This is a genomic window from Mycolicibacterium aubagnense (genome assembly GCF_010730955.1).
GTDB classification, from domain to species: domain Bacteria; phylum Actinomycetota; class Actinomycetes; order Mycobacteriales; family Mycobacteriaceae; genus Mycobacterium; species Mycobacterium aubagnense.
The window spans coordinates 5,387,670-5,404,827 of sequence record NZ_AP022577.1; the positions used below are offsets into that span (position 1 = coordinate 5,387,670).

13 protein-coding genes and 1 pseudogene are annotated in these 17,158 nt (G+C 67.2%); all 14 read left to right on the forward strand.

Annotated features, from left to right (window positions below; all coding sequences use genetic code 11):
- Positions 1-7: 7 nt before the first annotated feature.
- Complete coding sequence (gene murG, locus G6N59_RS25770) at positions 8-1,129, forward strand: undecaprenyldiphospho-muramoylpentapeptide beta-N-acetylglucosaminyltransferase (protein WP_138229779.1); 1,122 nt, start codon at positions 8-10, stop codon at positions 1,127-1,129.
- The gene (gene murC, locus G6N59_RS25775; RefSeq protein ID WP_138229763.1) at positions 1,126-2,577 is read left to right on the forward strand and encodes a UDP-N-acetylmuramate--L-alanine ligase; all 1,452 of its coding nucleotides are present in this window, start codon (positions 1,126-1,128) and stop codon (positions 2,575-2,577) included. Before murG ends, murC begins: the two co-directional genes overlap by 4 nt.
- Entirely contained in the window at positions 2,574-3,566 is a 993-nt protein-coding gene (locus G6N59_RS25780) for a cell division protein FtsQ/DivIB (protein WP_138229764.1), read from the forward strand. Before murC ends, G6N59_RS25780 begins: the two co-directional genes overlap by 4 nt.
- A gap of 216 nt (positions 3,567-3,782) precedes the next feature.
- Entirely contained in the window at positions 3,783-4,958 is a 1,176-nt protein-coding gene (gene ftsZ, locus G6N59_RS25785) for a cell division protein FtsZ (protein WP_138229765.1), read from the forward strand.
- 40 nt (positions 4,959-4,998) lie between these two features.
- Positions 4,999-5,709, forward strand: a complete 711-nt coding sequence (gene pgeF / locus G6N59_RS25790) for a peptidoglycan editing factor PgeF (protein WP_138229766.1) — start codon at positions 4,999-5,001, stop codon at positions 5,707-5,709.
- Positions 5,706-6,518 (forward strand): YggS family pyridoxal phosphate enzyme, encoded by an 813-nt coding sequence (locus G6N59_RS25795; protein ID WP_138229767.1) that lies wholly within the window; start codon positions 5,706-5,708, stop codon positions 6,516-6,518. Before pgeF ends, G6N59_RS25795 begins: the two co-directional genes overlap by 4 nt.
- Before the next feature lie 65 nt (positions 6,519-6,583).
- Positions 6,584-7,234, forward strand: a complete 651-nt coding sequence (locus G6N59_RS25800) for a cell division protein SepF (RefSeq protein WP_138229768.1) — start codon at positions 6,584-6,586, stop codon at positions 7,232-7,234.
- A gap of 121 nt (positions 7,235-7,355) precedes the next feature.
- A complete protein-coding gene (locus G6N59_RS25805) occupies positions 7,356-7,649 on the forward strand; it encodes a YggT family protein (RefSeq protein WP_138229769.1) in 294 nt (97 codons plus the stop codon).
- Between the two features lie 267 nt (positions 7,650-7,916).
- Complete coding sequence (wag31, locus tag G6N59_RS25810) at positions 7,917-8,720, forward strand: DivIVA-like cell division protein Wag31 (RefSeq protein ID WP_138229770.1); 804 nt, start codon at positions 7,917-7,919, stop codon at positions 8,718-8,720.
- Positions 8,721-8,730: 10 nt separating this feature from the next.
- Positions 8,731-9,141, forward strand: a pseudogene (locus G6N59_RS31270) (hypothetical protein); the annotation flags it as partial.
- Positions 9,142-9,713: 572 nt separating this feature from the next.
- Positions 9,714-11,207: a nitrate/nitrite transporter gene (locus G6N59_RS25820; protein ID WP_138229771.1), complete on the forward strand. Its 1,494-nt coding sequence runs from the start codon at positions 9,714-9,716 to the stop codon at positions 11,205-11,207.
- Positions 11,208-11,321: 114 nt separating this feature from the next.
- Positions 11,322-12,029 carry a FadR/GntR family transcriptional regulator gene (locus G6N59_RS25825; RefSeq protein WP_138229772.1) on the forward strand — a complete coding sequence of 236 codons (708 nt, stop codon included), beginning with the start codon at positions 11,322-11,324 and terminating at the stop codon, positions 12,027-12,029.
- A gap of 12 nt (positions 12,030-12,041) precedes the next feature.
- Entirely contained in the window at positions 12,042-12,872 is an 831-nt protein-coding gene (locus G6N59_RS25830; protein ID WP_138229773.1) for a sterol desaturase family protein, read from the forward strand.
- A 149-nt stretch (positions 12,873-13,021) separates the two neighbouring features.
- Positions 13,022-17,101, forward strand: coding sequence for a bifunctional nitrate reductase/sulfite reductase flavoprotein subunit alpha (locus tag G6N59_RS25835; protein ID WP_138229774.1), 4,080 nt, complete (start codon positions 13,022-13,024; stop codon positions 17,099-17,101).
- Positions 17,102-17,158 lie beyond the last annotated feature (57 nt).

Below are 17,158 nucleotides of genomic sequence, written 5' to 3' on the forward strand. Positions count from 1 at the left end.
CCGGGGCATCTCGGTGGTTCTGGCCGGAGGCGGTACCGCAGGTCACATAGAGCCCGCGATGGCGGTCGCCGACGCCTTGGTGGCGCTGTGGCCCGACGTCCGGATCACTGCCCTCGGCACGGCCCGTGGGCTGGAAACCCGCCTGGTCCCCGAGCGTGGCTATGACCTCCGGCTGATCACGCCGGTTCCGTTGCCGCGCAAGCCTTCTGCTGATCTGGCCCGGCTGCCCCTGCGGATCCGCGCCGCGGTCCGCGAGACACGTGACATCCTCGACTCGGTCCAGGCCGACGTCGTCGTGGGCTTCGGTGGCTACGTCTCGCTGCCCGCCTACCTCGCGGCTCGCGGCGGCGGACTGCGCCGCCGCCGCACGGTTCCGGTGGTGGTGCACGAGGCCAACGCCAGCGCCGGCTGGGCAAACAAGGTCGGCGCCCGTTCGGCGCGCCGGGTGCTGGCCGCGGTGCCGGATTCAGGTCTCAGGCGCGCCGAGGTCGTCGGCATCCCGGTGCGGGAGTCGATCACCTCACTGGACCGGGCCGCGCTGCGCGTGGAAGCGCGGAAATTCTTCGGTTTCGCCCCCGACGCTCGCGTGCTGCTGGTGTTCGGGGGCTCCCAAGGCGCGCAGTCGCTGAACCGGGCCGTCTCCGGCGCGGCCAAGAACCTCGCCGCACAAGGCGTTTCGGTCCTGCACGCGTACGGTCGCAAGAACACCTTGGAGTTGCCGGAGCCGGCACCGGGCACCCCGCCGTATGTCGGTGTGCCGTACCTCGATCGCATGGATTTGGCCTATGCCGCAGCGGATCTGGCGATCTGCCGGTCCGGGGCCATGACTGTCGCCGAGGTCAGTGCGGTCGGTCTGCCCGCGGTCTACGTACCGCTGCCGATCGGCAACGGCGAGCAACGACTCAATGCACTTCCGGTGGTCGACGCCGGCGGCGGCCTGTTGGTCGACGACGCCGAGCTGACACCGGACTACGTCACCGAACGGATCGGAACATTGATGGGCGACACCGCCGCGCTGGATCAGATGACGACGGCGGCTTCACTGGCCGGCCACCGCGACGCGGCCCGGCGGGTGGCGCAGATCGCCTTGGAAGTTGCCGGCGTGGCATCCGAATCGGGGCTGCGGTGACGGCGCACGAGCTGCCACCCGAGCTGGCTCGGGTGCACATGGTCGGCATCGGGGGCGCCGGCATGTCCGGCATCGCGCGGATCCTGCTGGACCGTGGCGGCCGGGTGTCGGGCTCGGATGCCAAGGAGTCGCGTGGTGTGGCTGCGCTGCGGGCGCGCGGTGCCGAGATCCGGATCGGGCACGACGCGTCGTCCCTGGACATGCTGCCCGGCGGTCCGACCGTCGTCGTCAGCACGCACGCCGCCATCCCCAAGGACAACCCCGAGCTGGTGGAGGCCCGGCGGCGCGGCATCCCGGTGATCATGCGCCCGGTCGTCCTCGCGAAGCTGATGGACGGCTACCGCTCGGTGCTGGTGACCGGTACCCACGGCAAGACCACAACGACCTCGATGGTCATTGTGGCGTTGCAGCACAGTGGTTTTGATCCCTCGTTCGCCGTCGGTGGCGATCTGGGCGAGGCCGGCACCAATGCGCACCACGGCAGTGGTGACTGCTTCGTCGCCGAAGCCGACGAGAGCGATGGTTCGCTGCTCGAATACACGCCCGACGTCGCGGTGGTGACCAACATCGAGGCCGATCACCTGGATCACTTCGGCAGCGTCGAGGCCTACACCGCGGTGTTCGACGACTTCGTGGCCCGGTTGCGTCCCGGCGGTGCGCTCGTGGTGTGTGCCGATGACCCGGGCTCGGAAGCCCTGGCGCAGCGGTCGATCGAGCGTGGGGTCCGCGTGCTGCGGTACGGCATGGGCAGTGCGCAGCGCACGGATCTGGAAGCGACGCTGCTGAACTGGCAGCAGCAGGGCACCGGTGGGGTGGCGGCCATCCAGCTCGCGGGCGAGCCGCACCGCCGCGGTATGCGGCTGTCGGTGCCGGGCAAGCACATGGCACTCAACGCGCTGGCCGCGCTGTTGGCGGCCCGTGAGGTCGGCGCCGATCCCGAGGCCGTCCTCGACGGACTGACCGGTTTCGAAGGCGTGCGTCGCCGTTTCGAGGCCGTCGGAACCGCTTATGGCGTGCGGGTTTTCGACGACTACGCGCACCACCCCACCGAGGTCCGGGCGACTCTGGAAGCGCTGCGGGCCGTGGCCGGCACGTCGCGATCCATCGTGGTGTTCCAGCCCCATTTGTATTCGCGGACAAAGACTTTCGCGAAGGAGTTCGGCCAGGCACTCGACCGCGCGGACGAGGTGTTCGTGCTCGACGTGTACGCCGCACGCGAGGCTCCGATGGCCGGGGTCAGCGGCGCGAGCATCGTCGAACACGTCTCGGCCCCGGTGCATTACGTGCCGGACTTCTCGGCGGTCGCCGAGCAGGTGGCGGCCAAGGCCGGTCCCGGTGACGTCATCGTCACCATGGGCGCCGGCGACGTCACCCTGTTGGGGCGCGAAATCTTGACCGCACTGGAGGTCAAGGCCGACCGCGCCGCTCCGGGACGGCCCACGCCGTGACCGTGGAGGATGGCTCGGGGGAGCCGGATCCGGTTGTGACGCAGGACAACACGACCGAAGACGTCGCACCTGAGGCGACCGAGCCGGACCCCGCGGCAGCAGAACCCGCAGCCGAGGAGGGCGCGCCGGACGCCGCATCGGTTGATCCCGCGTCGGTCGATCCCGCGTCACCGGACTACGAAGGGCCACGTCGCCGCGCCCGGCGTGAACGCGAGGAACGGCGGATCGCGCTGGAACGGGCCCGGGCCTTGGAGCAGGCGCGCCAGGAGGCCCGGCGCCGGGCGGCCGGCCTCTCGGAGCAGCCCAAGGCGCCCACGCGGGGCGTCATCCGCGGCCTGAAGCTGCTGTTGTGGTCGGCGGTGACGGCCGTCCTCGCCGTCACGTTGGGCCTGGTGCTGTACTTCACGCCGATCATGGCCGTCCGGCACACGGTGGTCGCCGGGGTGGCGACCCTGACCGAGGCCGAGGTGACGGCGGCGGCCGCGGTCAAACCGGACACGCCGCTGCTTCAGGTCAACACCGATGCGGTGGCCGAACGGGTCGCCACCATCCGGCGCGTGGCCAGCGCCCGCGTGCAGCGGGAGTACCCGTCCACGCTGCGCATCACGGTGGTGGAGCGGGTTCCGGTGGCGGCCAAGGAGTACCCGGACGGTCCACACCTGTTCGACCGGGACGGGGTGGATTTCGCGACCGAACCGCCGCCGCAAGGGGTGCCGTACCTCGACGCCGACAATCCCGGGCCGAAGGATCCCGCGACGCTGGCCGCGCTCGAGGTGCTGTTGTCGCTGCGTCCCGAGGTGTTCAGCCAGGTGGCGCGCGTCGGGGCGCCGTCGGTCGCCGGCGTGACCCTGACCCTGAACGACGGCCGTGAGGTCATCTGGGGGACCACCGACCGCACCGACGAGAAGGCGCTGAAGCTGGGCGCACTACTGACCCAGCCGGGGCACACCTATGACGTGTCCAGTCCTGACCTGCCGACTGTGAAGTAGTTCATCCGCTTCCCGGCCAATCCCGTCGCTTCGCTCGCCCAAGGCCAAAAAATCGCGCGAACTCTCGGCGCGCCTGCGCGGTTGCGGCGCGGCCGCACCCTACCGTTCTGTTTGCGCGGAACAACTTGACATAACTCTAACCCTATGGTTGAGGTTTAGGGTTCTAGTTCGAGAAGTTTTGCTCAGGACAAACCGAGCCAGGGAGGAAGACGTCAGATGACACCCCCGCATAACTACCTCGCCGTCATCAAGGTGATCGGCGTCGGCGGCGGCGGCGTCAACGCCGTCAACCGCATGATCGAACAGGGCCTTCGTGGCGTCGAGTTCATCGCGATCAACACCGACGCCCAGGCGCTGCTGCTGAGCGAGGCCGACGTCAAGCTGGACGTCGGCCGCGACTCGACCCGTGGCCTGGGTGCCGGCGCCGACCCCGAGGTCGGCCGCAAGGCTGCCGAAGACGCCAAGGACGAGATCGAGGAGCTGCTGCGCGGCGCCGACATGGTGTTCGTCACCGCAGGTGAGGGTGGTGGCACCGGTACCGGTGGTGCGCCCGTCGTCGCCTCCATCGCGCGGAAGCTCGGCGCGCTGACCGTCGGTGTGGTGACCCGCCCGTTCTCCTTCGAGGGCAAGCGCCGCTCGAACCAGGCCGAAACGGGTATCCAGGCACTTCGCGAGAGCTGCGACACCCTGATCGTCATCCCCAACGACCGCCTGCTGCAGATGGGCGATGCCGCCGTCTCCCTGATGGACGCGTTCCGCAGCGCCGACGAGGTGCTGCTCAACGGTGTTCAGGGCATCACCGACCTGATCACGACCCCAGGTCTGATCAACGTCGACTTCGCCGACGTCAAGGGTGTCATGAGCAGCGCCGGCACGGCGTTGATGGGCATCGGCTCGGCCCGCGGCGATGGTCGCGCGCTCAAGGCCGCCGAGATCGCCATCAACTCTCCGCTGCTCGAGGCCTCGATGGACGGCGCCCAGGGCGTGCTGATGTCGGTCGCCGGTGGCAGTGACCTGGGCCTGTTCGAGATCAACGAGGCCGCGTCGCTGGTGCAGGACGCCGCTCACCCCGAAGCCAACATCATCTTCGGAACCGTCATCGACGATTCGCTGGGTGACGAGGTGCGAGTCACGGTCATCGCGGCCGGGTTCGACACCGCCGGGCAGAGCCGCAAGCCGGTCACCTCGGCGGTGCCCGGTGCCGCAACGGCGCCGGCCGCGGGTGGTGCCCACCGGGCTCAGACGTTCTCGACCGCCAGCGCGGGCAAGCTCGGTGCCTTCGGGACCGACCCCGGCAGCGTGCCGGCGGCCACCAATGGTGTGACGGTGAGTGTGGGCGGCCGTGGCGACGACGACGACGATGTCGACGTGCCGCCGTTCATGAAGCACTGACTGTGACCGCGGGACGCGGATACCACGGATACTCGGAATCATGACGTTCCGTATCCGCAGAGTGACTACTACGCGTGCGGGCGGGGTCTCGAAGGCCCCGTTCGACACGTTCAACCTGGGTGACCATGTCGGCGACGATCCAAAGGCCGTCTCGGCCAACCGGACTCGGCTGGCCGAGGCCATCGGGCACGGCCCGCTGGTATGGATGAACCAGGTACATGGTGACCATGTCGAAGTTGTCGAGGGCCCTGGAACTGGAGCCGGGGGAGCCTACGACAACACCGACGCTCTGGTCACCGCGACGCCGCGGCTGCCGCTCGCGGTGATCACCGCCGACTGTGTGCCGGTGCTGTTGGGTGATGCGCACGCGGGTGTGGTGGCTGCCGTGCATGCCGGGCGGGTCGGTGCGGCGGGTGGCGTGGTGCTACGGACGGTCGAGGCCATGCAGAAGCTCGGCGCGCAGGTCGCTGACATCTCCGTGCTGCTCGGCCCCGCGGTCAGCGGACGCAACTATGAGGTGCCTTACGAGATGGCCGACGACGTGGAGGCCGTGCTGCCCGGCAGCATCACCACCACCGCCCGCGGCACCGTGGGTCTGGACCTGCGAGCCGGCATCGCCACGCAATTGGCGGGGTTGGGCATCAAAGCCATCGACGTCGACCCCCGCTGTACGGTCGACGACCCGAACCTGTTCAGTCACCGACGTGGCGCCCCGACCGGGCGGCTGGCGTCGGTGGTGTGGATGGAATGACCAGCGCGCCGCGCGAGGCCGAACTGGCCGCGTCGCTGGCCCGGATTCAGGCGCGAATCGACGCCGCGGCGGCAGCTGCCGGCCGGGATCGGGCCGACATTGAATTTCTTCCGGTGACCAAATTCTTTCCGGCGACTGATGTTGTTGCGCTGTATGGATTGGGGTGCCGGGCATTCGGCGAATCGCGGGAGCAGGAAGCCACAGCAAAGATCGCCAAAGTCACCGAAGCCTTGGCCGCGCTGTCGAACAAGAAATTGATCACATCGCCGGGCGAATTGTTGGATTCGTCATCGAACATAGAGTCGAACAATACAATTCGGTGGCACATGATCGGCCGAATTCAACGCAACAAAGCGCGGGCCGTGGCGAGTTGGGCGGCCGTGGCGCATTCGGTGGACACGGCGCCGTTGATCGCGGCGCTCTCCCGCGGTGCGGTCGAGGCGCTGGACCAAGGCCGCAGGTCGGAGCCGTTGCAGGTCTACATCCAAGTCAGCCTCGACGGGGACCCGGCCCGCGGCGGGGTGCCGGTGGACCGCCCCGACCTGGTCGATGAGTTGTGCGCCGCCGCGCACACCGCTCCGGGCCTGGGGTTGGCGGGCTTGATGGCGATCCCGCCGCTGGCCAGTGACGCCGAGGCGGAGTTTGCGCGACTGCAGGCTGAATTGCTCAGAGTCCAAACGCAATACCCGCACCGACTGGGGCTGTCCGCGGGCATGTCAGATGACCTGGAAGTTGCGGTGCGACACGGGTCAACGTGTGTGCGTGTCGGTACCGCGCTAATGGGACCGCGTCCTCTAACGTCACCATGAGTAGTCACTCCAGTCACACTTACATCACAGTCACCAGACACCACATTCTTAGCTAGGGGCATCCGATGAGCACACTGCACAAGGTCAAGGCCTACTTCGGTATGGCGCCGATGGACGACTATGACGACGAGTACTACGACGACGAAGAACGCCCGGCGCGCGCTTACGCGGCCCCACGTCGGCCCCGTGAGGAGCGCTTCGAAGACGACGATTACGGCCGTGGTGAGCCGCGCGGCTACGACGACCGCGTGGGCCGCGAATACGGCCGCGAAATGGAAAGCGCCTCAATGGGTTACCGCGGTGGCTACGACGAGATGCCGGCCCGCGGCCCGCGCGAGTTCGAGCGTCCGCGCTTCAACACCCTGCGTGGTGCGACCCGTGGCGCTGTTGCCATGGAGCCCCGCCGCATGGCCGAACTGTTCGAGGCCGGCAGTGCGCTGGCCAAGATCACGACGCTGCGGCCCAAGGACTACAGCGAGGCCCGCACCATCGGTGAGCGTTTCCGCGACGGCACCCCGGTGATCATGGACCTGGTGTCGATGGACAACGCCGACGCCAAGCGCCTGGTCGACTTCGCCGCCGGCCTGGCCTTCGCGCTTCGCGGCTCGTTCGACAAGGTCGCCACCAAGGTCTTCCTGTTGTCGCCGGCCGATGTCGACGTCAGTGCCGAAGAGCGTCGTCGGATTGCCGAGGCGGGCTTCTACAGCTACCAGTAACACCTACGCAGCTCTACGCAAGACCCCTTCGGCCACCGGCCGGAGGGGTCTGCGTTAGGTAGGCTCGTCTTCAAGCGCCGACATCAGTCGGCGCTTTCCCGCGCTAGTGAGGTCTGTTGCATTGACCCTGTTCTTCGACATCCTGGGTTTTGCGCTGTTCGTGTTCTGGCTGCTGTTGATCGCCCGCGTGGTGGTGGAGTTCATCCGCGGATTCAGCCGGGAGTGGCAGCCCAGGGGGCTGACGGTGGTGATCCTCGAGGGGATCATGACGGTGACCGATCCTCCGGTGAAGCTGTTGCGGCGCTTGATCCCCCCGCTCACCATCGGGCCGGTCCGGGTCGATCTGTCCATCGTGGTGCTGCTGATGGTGGTGTTCGTCGGCATGCGGTTGTCTTTCGATCAGGTCGGGGCCTGAGCGCGACGTTCCCCTGACCTGCAGAAGCGCATTAATTACATTTATGTAATTAATGCGCTTCTTTCGTTTTGGTCAATTGCGACGGGCGCCGACGGCGCTCGCGAAATTCCAATGAAACATTGAAATTCGTTCTTAATTCCGGCCCTCGCCTGCAACCGACGGGTCTGCTGTGACAGGATGGACGCCAGTTACTCCACGATCGCTCTACACTTTGATCGCTCTACACTTTGACACCGATTGACGGTCCAGACTGCAAGGGGGCAGAAGATGCCGCTAACTCCGGCTGACGTCCACAACGTCGCATTCAGCAAGCCGCCGATTGGCAAGCGCGGTTATAACGAGGATGAGGTCGATGCGTTCCTCGATCTCGTCGAGACCGAGCTGACCCGGCTGATCGAAGAGAACAGCGATCTGCGGCAGCGGGTCGCCGAGCTCGACGCCGAGCTCCAGTCCGCGCGCACCGGCCAGCCGGTGGCGGCTCCCGTCTTCACCAAGCCGGAGCCCGAGCCTGTCGCGGCCCCCATCGCGGCGCCCGCCCCGGTGGCCGCTCCCGTGGCCGCACCGGTCGGCGAGGACCACCACGTCCGCGCGGCCAAGGTGCTGAGCCTGGCCCAGGACACCGCCGACCGCCTCACCGGCTCGGCCAAGGCCGAGGCCGACAAGACCCTCGCCGACGCCCGCGCGCAGGCCGATGCCCTCGTCAGCGAGGCGAAGCACACCGCAGAGACCACGGTCGCCGACGCCAAGGCGCGCGCCGAGGCCATGCTCTCCGACGCGCAGACCCGGTCGGAAGCCCAGCTGCGTCAGGCCCAGGACAAGGCCGACGCCCTGCAGGCCGATGCCGAGCGCAAGCACACCGAGATCATGGGCAACATCAACCAGCAGCGCACCGTGCTGGAAGGCCGCCTCGAGCAGCTGCGCACCTTCGAGCGCGAGTACCGCACCCGCCTCAAGACCTACCTGGAGTCCCAGCTCGAAGAGCTCGGCCAGCGCGGCTCGGCTGCGCCGGCGGACTCGTCGGCCGGCGGCGAAGGTGCTGGCTTCGGCCAGTTCAACCGGGGCAACAGCTGACGGCTGACCAATGCTGATCATTGCCCTGGTCCTTGCCCTCATCGGCCTGGCGGCGCTGGTGACCGCAATCGTCACCAGCAACGAGTTGATCGCCTGGGTGTGCATCGGCGCCAGCGTCATCGGGGTCCTGCTGCTCATCGTCGACGCGCTGCGGGAACGCTCGCGCGGCGGTGCGGCGGCTTCCGAGGCCGGATCCGACGCCACCGGCGCCGCTGTCGCCGGTGACGATGCGGTCGCAGCGGCCGCCGAGGACTACCCCGAGGACGCGACCGACGCGGAGCCGGAAATGGTTGTCGCCGAAGCGGTTTCGGCAGACGGCGCCGACGAAGCCGAGGCCCGCGAAGCCGAGGCCGAAGAGGCTGAGGGCGATGGTGCCGAGGCCGAAACAGTTGCCGAAGAGGCTTCGGAAGAGTCCGCCGAAGCCGAGGCTCCGGAGGAGTCCGAAGAGGCGGACGAGGCCAAGGACGTTGAGCAAGCCGACGAAGCCGGCGACTCCGAGGCGTCCGACACCGAGGGCGCCGAAGACGTCAAAGCGGACGAGCCCAAGAAGGCCTGAGCCCCGGCGCTCCCAGTTTCCATCGAAGTCACCGCCGCGACGAGTCCCCGTCGCGGCGGTGCTTTTTGCGTTGATCGCCGTCACGGCGCTTTCCCGGCGGGGCGCGGGACAGGGTGCCGTCGAGGACGACGTCGGCTATCAGAAGACCTGGTTTCAGGGTCGGTTGCGCGACCGCTCAGATACTCGTTGACCCGGTAGGCAGGGCGCATGTCACTCGAATAAATGCGCCCTGAGTGCAGGCCCAACAGCAGAGCCTCGTCGCCTGCCGGGTTATTTCGTGCTTGTTGCGGTGATACGACGGCCGTGAATCGCGCCGGTCACGCGGGCCCACGAGGGTAAATGAGCCCCTCTTGACTTTGCTGACATCGAAGGGCAACAGCTGCGGAATCGCGCGCCCGTACATATGTAGCCAACCAATTACTGAACTGGGAGGCTTCGTGAGTCTGTTGAGTCGAAACCGCGACATCGAGCACTGGGATGCGGAGGATGTTGTTGCGTGGGATGCCGGCAACAAGGACATCGCCAAGCGCAACCTGATCTGGTCGATCTTCGCCGAGCACGTCGGCTTCTCCGTGTGGAGCATCTGGTCGGTGATGGTGCTGTTCATGCCGCAGGCGGTCTACGGCATCGACGCGCTCGGCAAGTTCGTGCTCGGGGCCGTCCCGATCGCGGTGGGTTCGTTCATGCGCATCCCGTACACCATCGGGCCGGCCAAGTTCGGTGGCCGCAATTTCACCATCTTCAGCGCTTTGATGCTGGCGGTCCCGTGTGCGCTGACCATGTACTTCATGATGCATCCGGGTACGTCGTACACGACGTTCCTGATCGTCGCGGCGGTCGCGGGCTTCGGTGGCGGTAACTTCGCGTCGTCGATGACCAACATCAACGCCTTCTACCCGCAGCGGCTGAAGGGCTGGGCGCTCGGCTTGAACGCCGGCGGCGGCAACATCGGTGTCCCGGCCCTCCAGATCATCGGCCTGGTCGTCATCGCCACCCTCGGCAACCGTCGCCCGGAGGTCGTCTGTGCCATCTACCTGGTCCTGCTGGCCGCCGCGGCCATCGGTGCCGCGCTGTTCATGGACAACATCCAAGGGCAGAAGTCCAACCTGTCGGCGATGGTCGAGGCCATGAAGTTCCGCAACTCGTGGGTGATGTGTTTCTTGTACATCGGCACGTTCGGTTCGTTCATCGGCTTCAGCTTCGCGTTCACCCAGATCCTGAACATCAACTTCACCGCGCAGGACGTCGCGCCGCTGCTGGACAAGTATCACGTCGCATCGGTCGCCAAACTGCCCAAGGAGGCCGCCAAGGAGCTGGCCAAGGCCAACTTCGACGCGTCCATCCACACCGCGTGGATCGCGTTCCTCGGCCCGCTGCTCGGCTCGATCTCGCGTCCGTTCGGCGGCAAGCTGGCCGACAAGATCGGCGGCGGCAAGATCACGCTCTACACGTTCGCCGCGATGACGGCCGTCACCGGCGTCCTGGTCGCGGGCGGCATGTGGGATGACGCCACCAAGGGCCCGGCGACCGGCGCTCAGATGGCGCTCTACATCGCGGCGTTCATGGTGCTCTTCATCCTGACCGGCATCGGTAATGGCTCGACCTACAAGATGATCCCGTCGATCTTCGAGGCCAAGGCGCAGAGCAAGGACGAGCTCGGTGCGAAGGAGAAGATGCTGTGGTCGCGCAGCATGTCCGGTGCCCTGATCGGCTTCGCCGGTGCGGTCGGCGCGTTCGGTGGGGTGCTCGTCAACATCGTGCTCCGGACGTCCTATGCGGGGCCGTCGCACTCGGCGACCACCGCCTTCTGGGTGTTCCTCGCCTTCTACGTGGTGTGCGGCGTCGTCACCTGGTTCGTGTTCCTGCGCCAGCCGCACTTGCGTGCCGCGACGGGGGAGCACGTCGGCCGGGGAGTTGTCCCGGCGACCTAGTCAGTTGGCCGGAATGCCCCGCGGGAGTTTCCCGCGGGGCATTCTCACGTGTGTGATCCAGATAACTGGTCCAACCAGTTGACCAGTTACCGATAGACCCTCGATCATCGGTGCATGGACATCGCACCCGTCTCCCGCGCGGCGGTCAGTGATGCGGTGTTCGCGCATCTCGTCGACGAAATCCTGTCCGGACGCGTTGCGGTCGACGAGGCCCTGCCGTCCGAGCGTGAGCTGGCCCTGGCGTTCGCGGTGAATCGGCACGCCATCCGGGAAGCGCTCAAGCGGCTGCAGCAGGCCCGCCTGGTCCGGATCAGCCACGGCGGTAAGACGCGGGTCCAGGATTGGCGCCAGACGGCGGGTCTGGACGTGCTCAGCACGCTCGCTGCCACCGGCGCGGTGCCTGCGCTGCAGATCGCGCGCGACATCATGGTCATGCGCCGGTCGGTGGCCGCCGATGCGGCCCGGTTGTGCGCACTGAACGCCACGGAGGGCGAGCTGGCGGCGATCGCCACCGCAGCCGCTGCGTACCCGTCCGAACGTACCGATGAATCCATCGCCGTCGACCTGACGTTCTGGACCGCGATCATCGACGGCAGCGGCAACCTGGCCTACCGTCTGGCACTGAACACGCTGGTCGCGGCATTCGCCGACATCGGTTTCGGCGTGATCGCCGAGCTCGGCACCTCCGCCGAACTGGCCGACCGTGACGCCCACATCACGCTGGCCGAGCACCTCGTCGCGCGCGATGCCGACGCCGCTCACCGGCTGGCCGACGAGCTGCTGGGCCGCGTCGTCGAAATCCTCTCCGCTCGCCAGCTCTAGGAGTCATCCCACATGTTCGATCTGATCCTGCACGCCGTGCCGGTGTTCGTGATCTGTCTGGTGCTGGAAGCGCTGTCCTTCCGTTTCCTGCCGGACGACGACGAGGTCGGGTACGAATTCCGTGATTCCCGAACCAGTCTCACCATGGGCATCGGCAACGTCATCATCAACATCGGCTGGAAGCTGGCGGTCCTGGCCGCCTACAGCGCGGCGTACCTGGTGGCGCCGTTCCACCTGCCGGCGAATAACCCGCTGACCTGGATCGCGCTCTTCGTCGCCGACGACTTCCTCTATTACTGGTACCACCGAACCCACCACACGATTCGGGTGTTCTGGGCCAGTCATGTCGTGCATCACTCCAGTGAGCATTACAACCTGTCCACCGCGCTGCGGCAGACCTGGACGCCGTTCACCGCGCTGCCGTTCTGGTTGCCGTTGGCGTTCCTCGGCTTCTCGCCGTGGATGATATTGCTGCAGCAGTCCATCAGCCTGCTCTACCAGTTCTTCATCCATACCGAACGCGTCGGAAAACTCTGGCGGCCAATTGAGTTCGTCATGAACACCCCGTCGCACCACCGAGTCCACCACGGTTCCAACAGTCAGTATCTGGACACGAATTACGGTGGCATCCTGATCATCTGGGATCGGTTGTTCGGCAGTTTCGAGCCGGAAGGCGAGCGCGTTGTCTACGGTTTGACCAAGAACATCAAGACGTTCAATCCATTGCGGGTCGCCACGCATGAATACGCAGGGATTTGGCGAGATGTTCGAGCCGCTCGGAGCTGGAAACAGCGCTGGGGACACCTTTTCCGCGGACCAGGCTGGGCGCCGGAGGGTGCGTAACCCAGGTCACAGATTTCCGGCACGTTTCCGCCGCGATTCCGGCATGAAACATGCTGTGCACCAGGGCGTGATGACCAAGTGAGTATGGGTTGACGCGTAGTACATGGTCGCGCAACGGTTGCGGAATTGACGGCCCGTAGAACTGTTACATGACCGCTTCCGGAGCGCGCACCACGCGCACCGCGTGCTCCTATTGCGGTGTCGGTTGTGGCATTTCGGTCGAGACCCGCACCGACGCCGGTACCGGTCTGCCGGTCATCGCTCGGGTATCCGGAGACCGGCTGCACCCCACCAACTTCGGGCGGCTGTGCACCAAGGGTGCCACCCATGCGGAGCTGATGGGCGCCGACGACGGCCGGCTCACCACGGCACTCGTGCGGCACGGTCGGGGCGCCGAAGCGGTCAGCGTCGCCGTCGACGACGCCACCGCCGAGGCCGGCCGGCGGCTGCGGGCCATCGTCGACGAGCACGGTCCCGACTCGGTGGCACTGTACGTCTCGGGCCAGATGACCATCGAGGCCCAGTACCTGGCCAACAAGCTCGCCAAGGGCTTCATCCGCACCGTGCACATCGAATCGAACTCCCGCTTGTGCATGGCCAGTGCCGGCACCGGCTTCAAGCAGTCTCTCGGTGCCGACGGCCCACCTGGGTCATACACTGACTTCGACTCTGCCGACCTGTTTTTCGTCATCGGCGCCAATATGGCCGACTGTCACCCCATCCTGTTCCTGCGCATGGCCGACCGGCTGGCCAAAGGTGCCAAGCTGATCGTCGTCGACCCCCGGCGCAACGCCACTGCCGAGAAGGCCGATCTGTTCCTGCAGATCAAACCCGGCACCGACCTGGCACTGCTGAACGGTCTGCTGCACCTTCTGGTCGAAAATGGCGCGATAGACCAGGAATTCATCGCCGAGCACACCGAGGGCTGGGACGCCATGCCCGCGTTTCTCGCCGACTATCCACCGGCGACGGTCGCCGAGATCACCGGAATCCCCGAAGCCGACATCCGCCGTGCCGCCGAGATGATCGCGGAGGCGGGGGAGTGGATGTCGTGCTGGACCATGGGCCTGAACCAGAGCACCCACGGCACCTGGAACACCAACGCCATCTGCAACCTGCACCTCGCGACCGGCGCCATCTGCCGCACGGGCAGCGGCCCGATGTCGCTGACCGGCCAGCCCAACGCCATGGGCGGCCGCGAAATGGGGTACATGGGACCCGGTCTGCCCGGGCAACGCGCCGTCACGTCGGCCGAGGACCGCGCATTCGTGGAAGAGCAATGGGAGCTGGAACCCGGCACCATCCGCACCGACGTCGGCCCCGGCACCATCGAGATGTTCCGGCAGCTGGGCACGGGCGACATCAAGGCCGTGTGGATCATCTGCACCAATCCCGTTGCCACCGTGGCCAATCGGCAAACCGTCATCGACGGGCTGCAGGCGGCCGAACTCGTGATCACCCAGGACGCTTACCAGGACACCGCGACCAACGCGTACGCCGACATCGTGCTGCCGGCCACCCTGTGGGCCGAGGCCGACGGCGTCATGGTCAACTCCGAACGCAGCCTCACGCTGCTGCAGCAGAGCATCCCGGCCGCCGGCGACGCGCGGCCCGACTGGGAACTGATCTGTAATGTAGCCCGGCACATGGGCTTTGGCGATCAGTTCGACTACAAGTCCAGCGAGCACGTGTTCGCCGAGATTCGCCAGTTCGCCAATCGCCGCACCGGCTACGACTTGGGCGGCGTGACCTACGAGCGGCTGCGCGAAACCCCGCTGCAATGGCCCTGCCCGACCGAAGGGGGTGATCGGAACCCGATCCGCTACCTCAATGACGGGGTCAGCCAGGACCTGTTCGTCGACGCCGAAGGGCACCGGCCGCGGCTGGCCTTCCCGACCCCGTCGCGGCGGGCGGCGTTCCACGCCCGTCCCCACCTGGACGCCGCGGAACTGCCCGACGACGAATTCCCGTCGGTACTGAACACCGGTCGGCTGCAACACCAGTGGCACACCATGACCAAGACCGGGAAGGTCACCAAGCTCAACAAACTCAACGGGGCTCCGTTCGTGGAGATTCATCCGGCCGATGCGGCAAATCTCGGTATCGCCGACGGTGCGTCCGTTGAGATCTCGTCGCGACGCGGCACGGCCGTCCTGCCGGCGCTATTGACCGACCGAGTGCGTCCGGGCAATTGTTTCGCACCGTTCCACTGGAACGACGCACAGGGCGAGCGGCTGACCGTCAACGCAGTGACCAACGACGCGGTGGACCCGGATTCCCTGCAGCCCGAATTCAAGGTATGTGCCGTGCGGTTGGCGCCGGTCGTGATCGAGCCCGTGGCAGGAGCGCCGGTCGCGCCCGCCGTGACCTCAGCCGTTGCCGGCGCCCATCCGTTGGCCGCTGCACTGGGCCTGGGCGGGCCGCCGGCACTCAACGACACCGAAAAGGTCTACCTGTCGGGCTTTTTCAGCGGTATCCGGCAAGCCACCGGTGTGCCGGTGCTGCCCGCGTGGGCACCTGTCACACCGGCGGTGCGGCTGTGGGTCAACGGGGCACTGGCCGGTGCGCACAGTGTCTCGGCCCCCGCCGCGGTGGCTGGCGCCGTGCCGGCGCCCACGACATCGGGCCCGTTGGTGCTGTGGGCGTCGCAGACCGGCACCGCCGAAGAATTCGCGGCCGGCCTGGCCGCGAAGATCACCGGGGCCCGGCTGCAGGTACTGGACGACACCGCGCTGGACGAGCTCGCCGCAGCGGGCGAAGTCCTGGTCGTGACAAGCACTTTCGGTGACGGCGGACCTCCCGACAACGGTGCGGACTTCTGGGCGCGACTGAGCGCCGCCGATGCGCCGGACCTCAGCGGGGTGCGGTACGCCGTGCTCGGGATCGGGGACCGCGCGTACGAGAACTTCTGCGGCTATGCCAAGTCCGTGGACGGCCGGCTCGCCGAGCTGGGGGCCACCGCGCTACTTGACCGCGCGGACTGCGAGGCCTACGACGACGAACCGCTCGCTCGATGGGCCGACGCCGTTGTCGAATTGGCTGCGGCGGACCCGGTCGCCGTCGCGCCTGCAGCACCGGTGGTCGCTCCCGCAGCGGCGGCCGCGCCCGCCAAGCCCGCTCCCAAACCCGCCAAGCCGTTCACCCGCAACAACCCGCTATCGGTTCCGTTGTGCCGCAACACTCTGCTGACCACGGGCGGTACCAAGGAAGTCCGCCAGATCGGCTTCGACCTGTCCGGGCACGAGGCGAGCTATGGTGTCGGCGACGCGCTGGGCGTGGTCGTGGCGAACGCTCCGGAAGCGGTGAGTGCCTGGCTGACCGCGACCGGGCTGTCCGGCGATGAGATCGTCGAGATCGACGGCGCGGAAACAGCTTTGCGTGACGCGCTCACCACGTGGTACGACATCTGCAAGGTATCGCCGACCCTGATCAACTTCCTCGCCGAGCGGCACGACGCCAAGATTCTGCGGGCGCCCCGGGAAGAACGCGAGCGCTGGCTCGACGGCCGGACCGGCCTGGACCTCGTCGAGGAGTTCAAGGTCCGCGCGGAACCCGAGGAATGGCGAGATGCGTTGGTGCGCCTTGCCCCGCGGTCGTACTCGATATCCTCGAGCCCGCTCGTCAGCCCCGACGAGGTGCAGTTGACCGTGTCGGTAGTGCGGTACCACGGTGCGCGCGGCGGCATCCGGCACGGCGTCGCGTCGACATACCTGGCCGACCGGGCCGCGACGGTGCCGGTGTTCCTGCAGTCGGCGCCGCACTTCCGGCCGCCCGAGGACGCGTTGACGCCGATGATCATGGTCGGTCCCGGCACTGGTGTCGCACCGTTCCGCGGGTTCCTGCACGAGCGCCGGGCGCTCGGCCACACCGGCCGTAACTGGCTGTTCTTCGGTGACCAGCACCGGGCCGAAAACTATTACTACCGGGACGAATTGGAGGCCTTCGCCGCCGACGGGCTGCTGACCCGGCTGGACACCGCGTTCTCCCGGGACCAGGCCAAGCGGGTGTACGTGCAGCACAAGATGCGCGAGCACGGCGAGATTCTGTGGCGCTGGCTCGAGGACGGCGCGCATTTCTACGTGTGCGGCGACGCGGCCCGCATGGCCAAGGACGTCGACGCGACGCTCACCACCATCATCAAGTCTCACGGCGGTGTGTCGGAATCGGCGGCGCACGAGTACAAACGCGAGCTGATTGCCGACAGGCGCTACGTCCGCGACGTTTACTGATCTGCCTGCCGGCCTGTCCGGCGGTACCGCTGCACACCCGGCCGTTTCAGGGTTGAC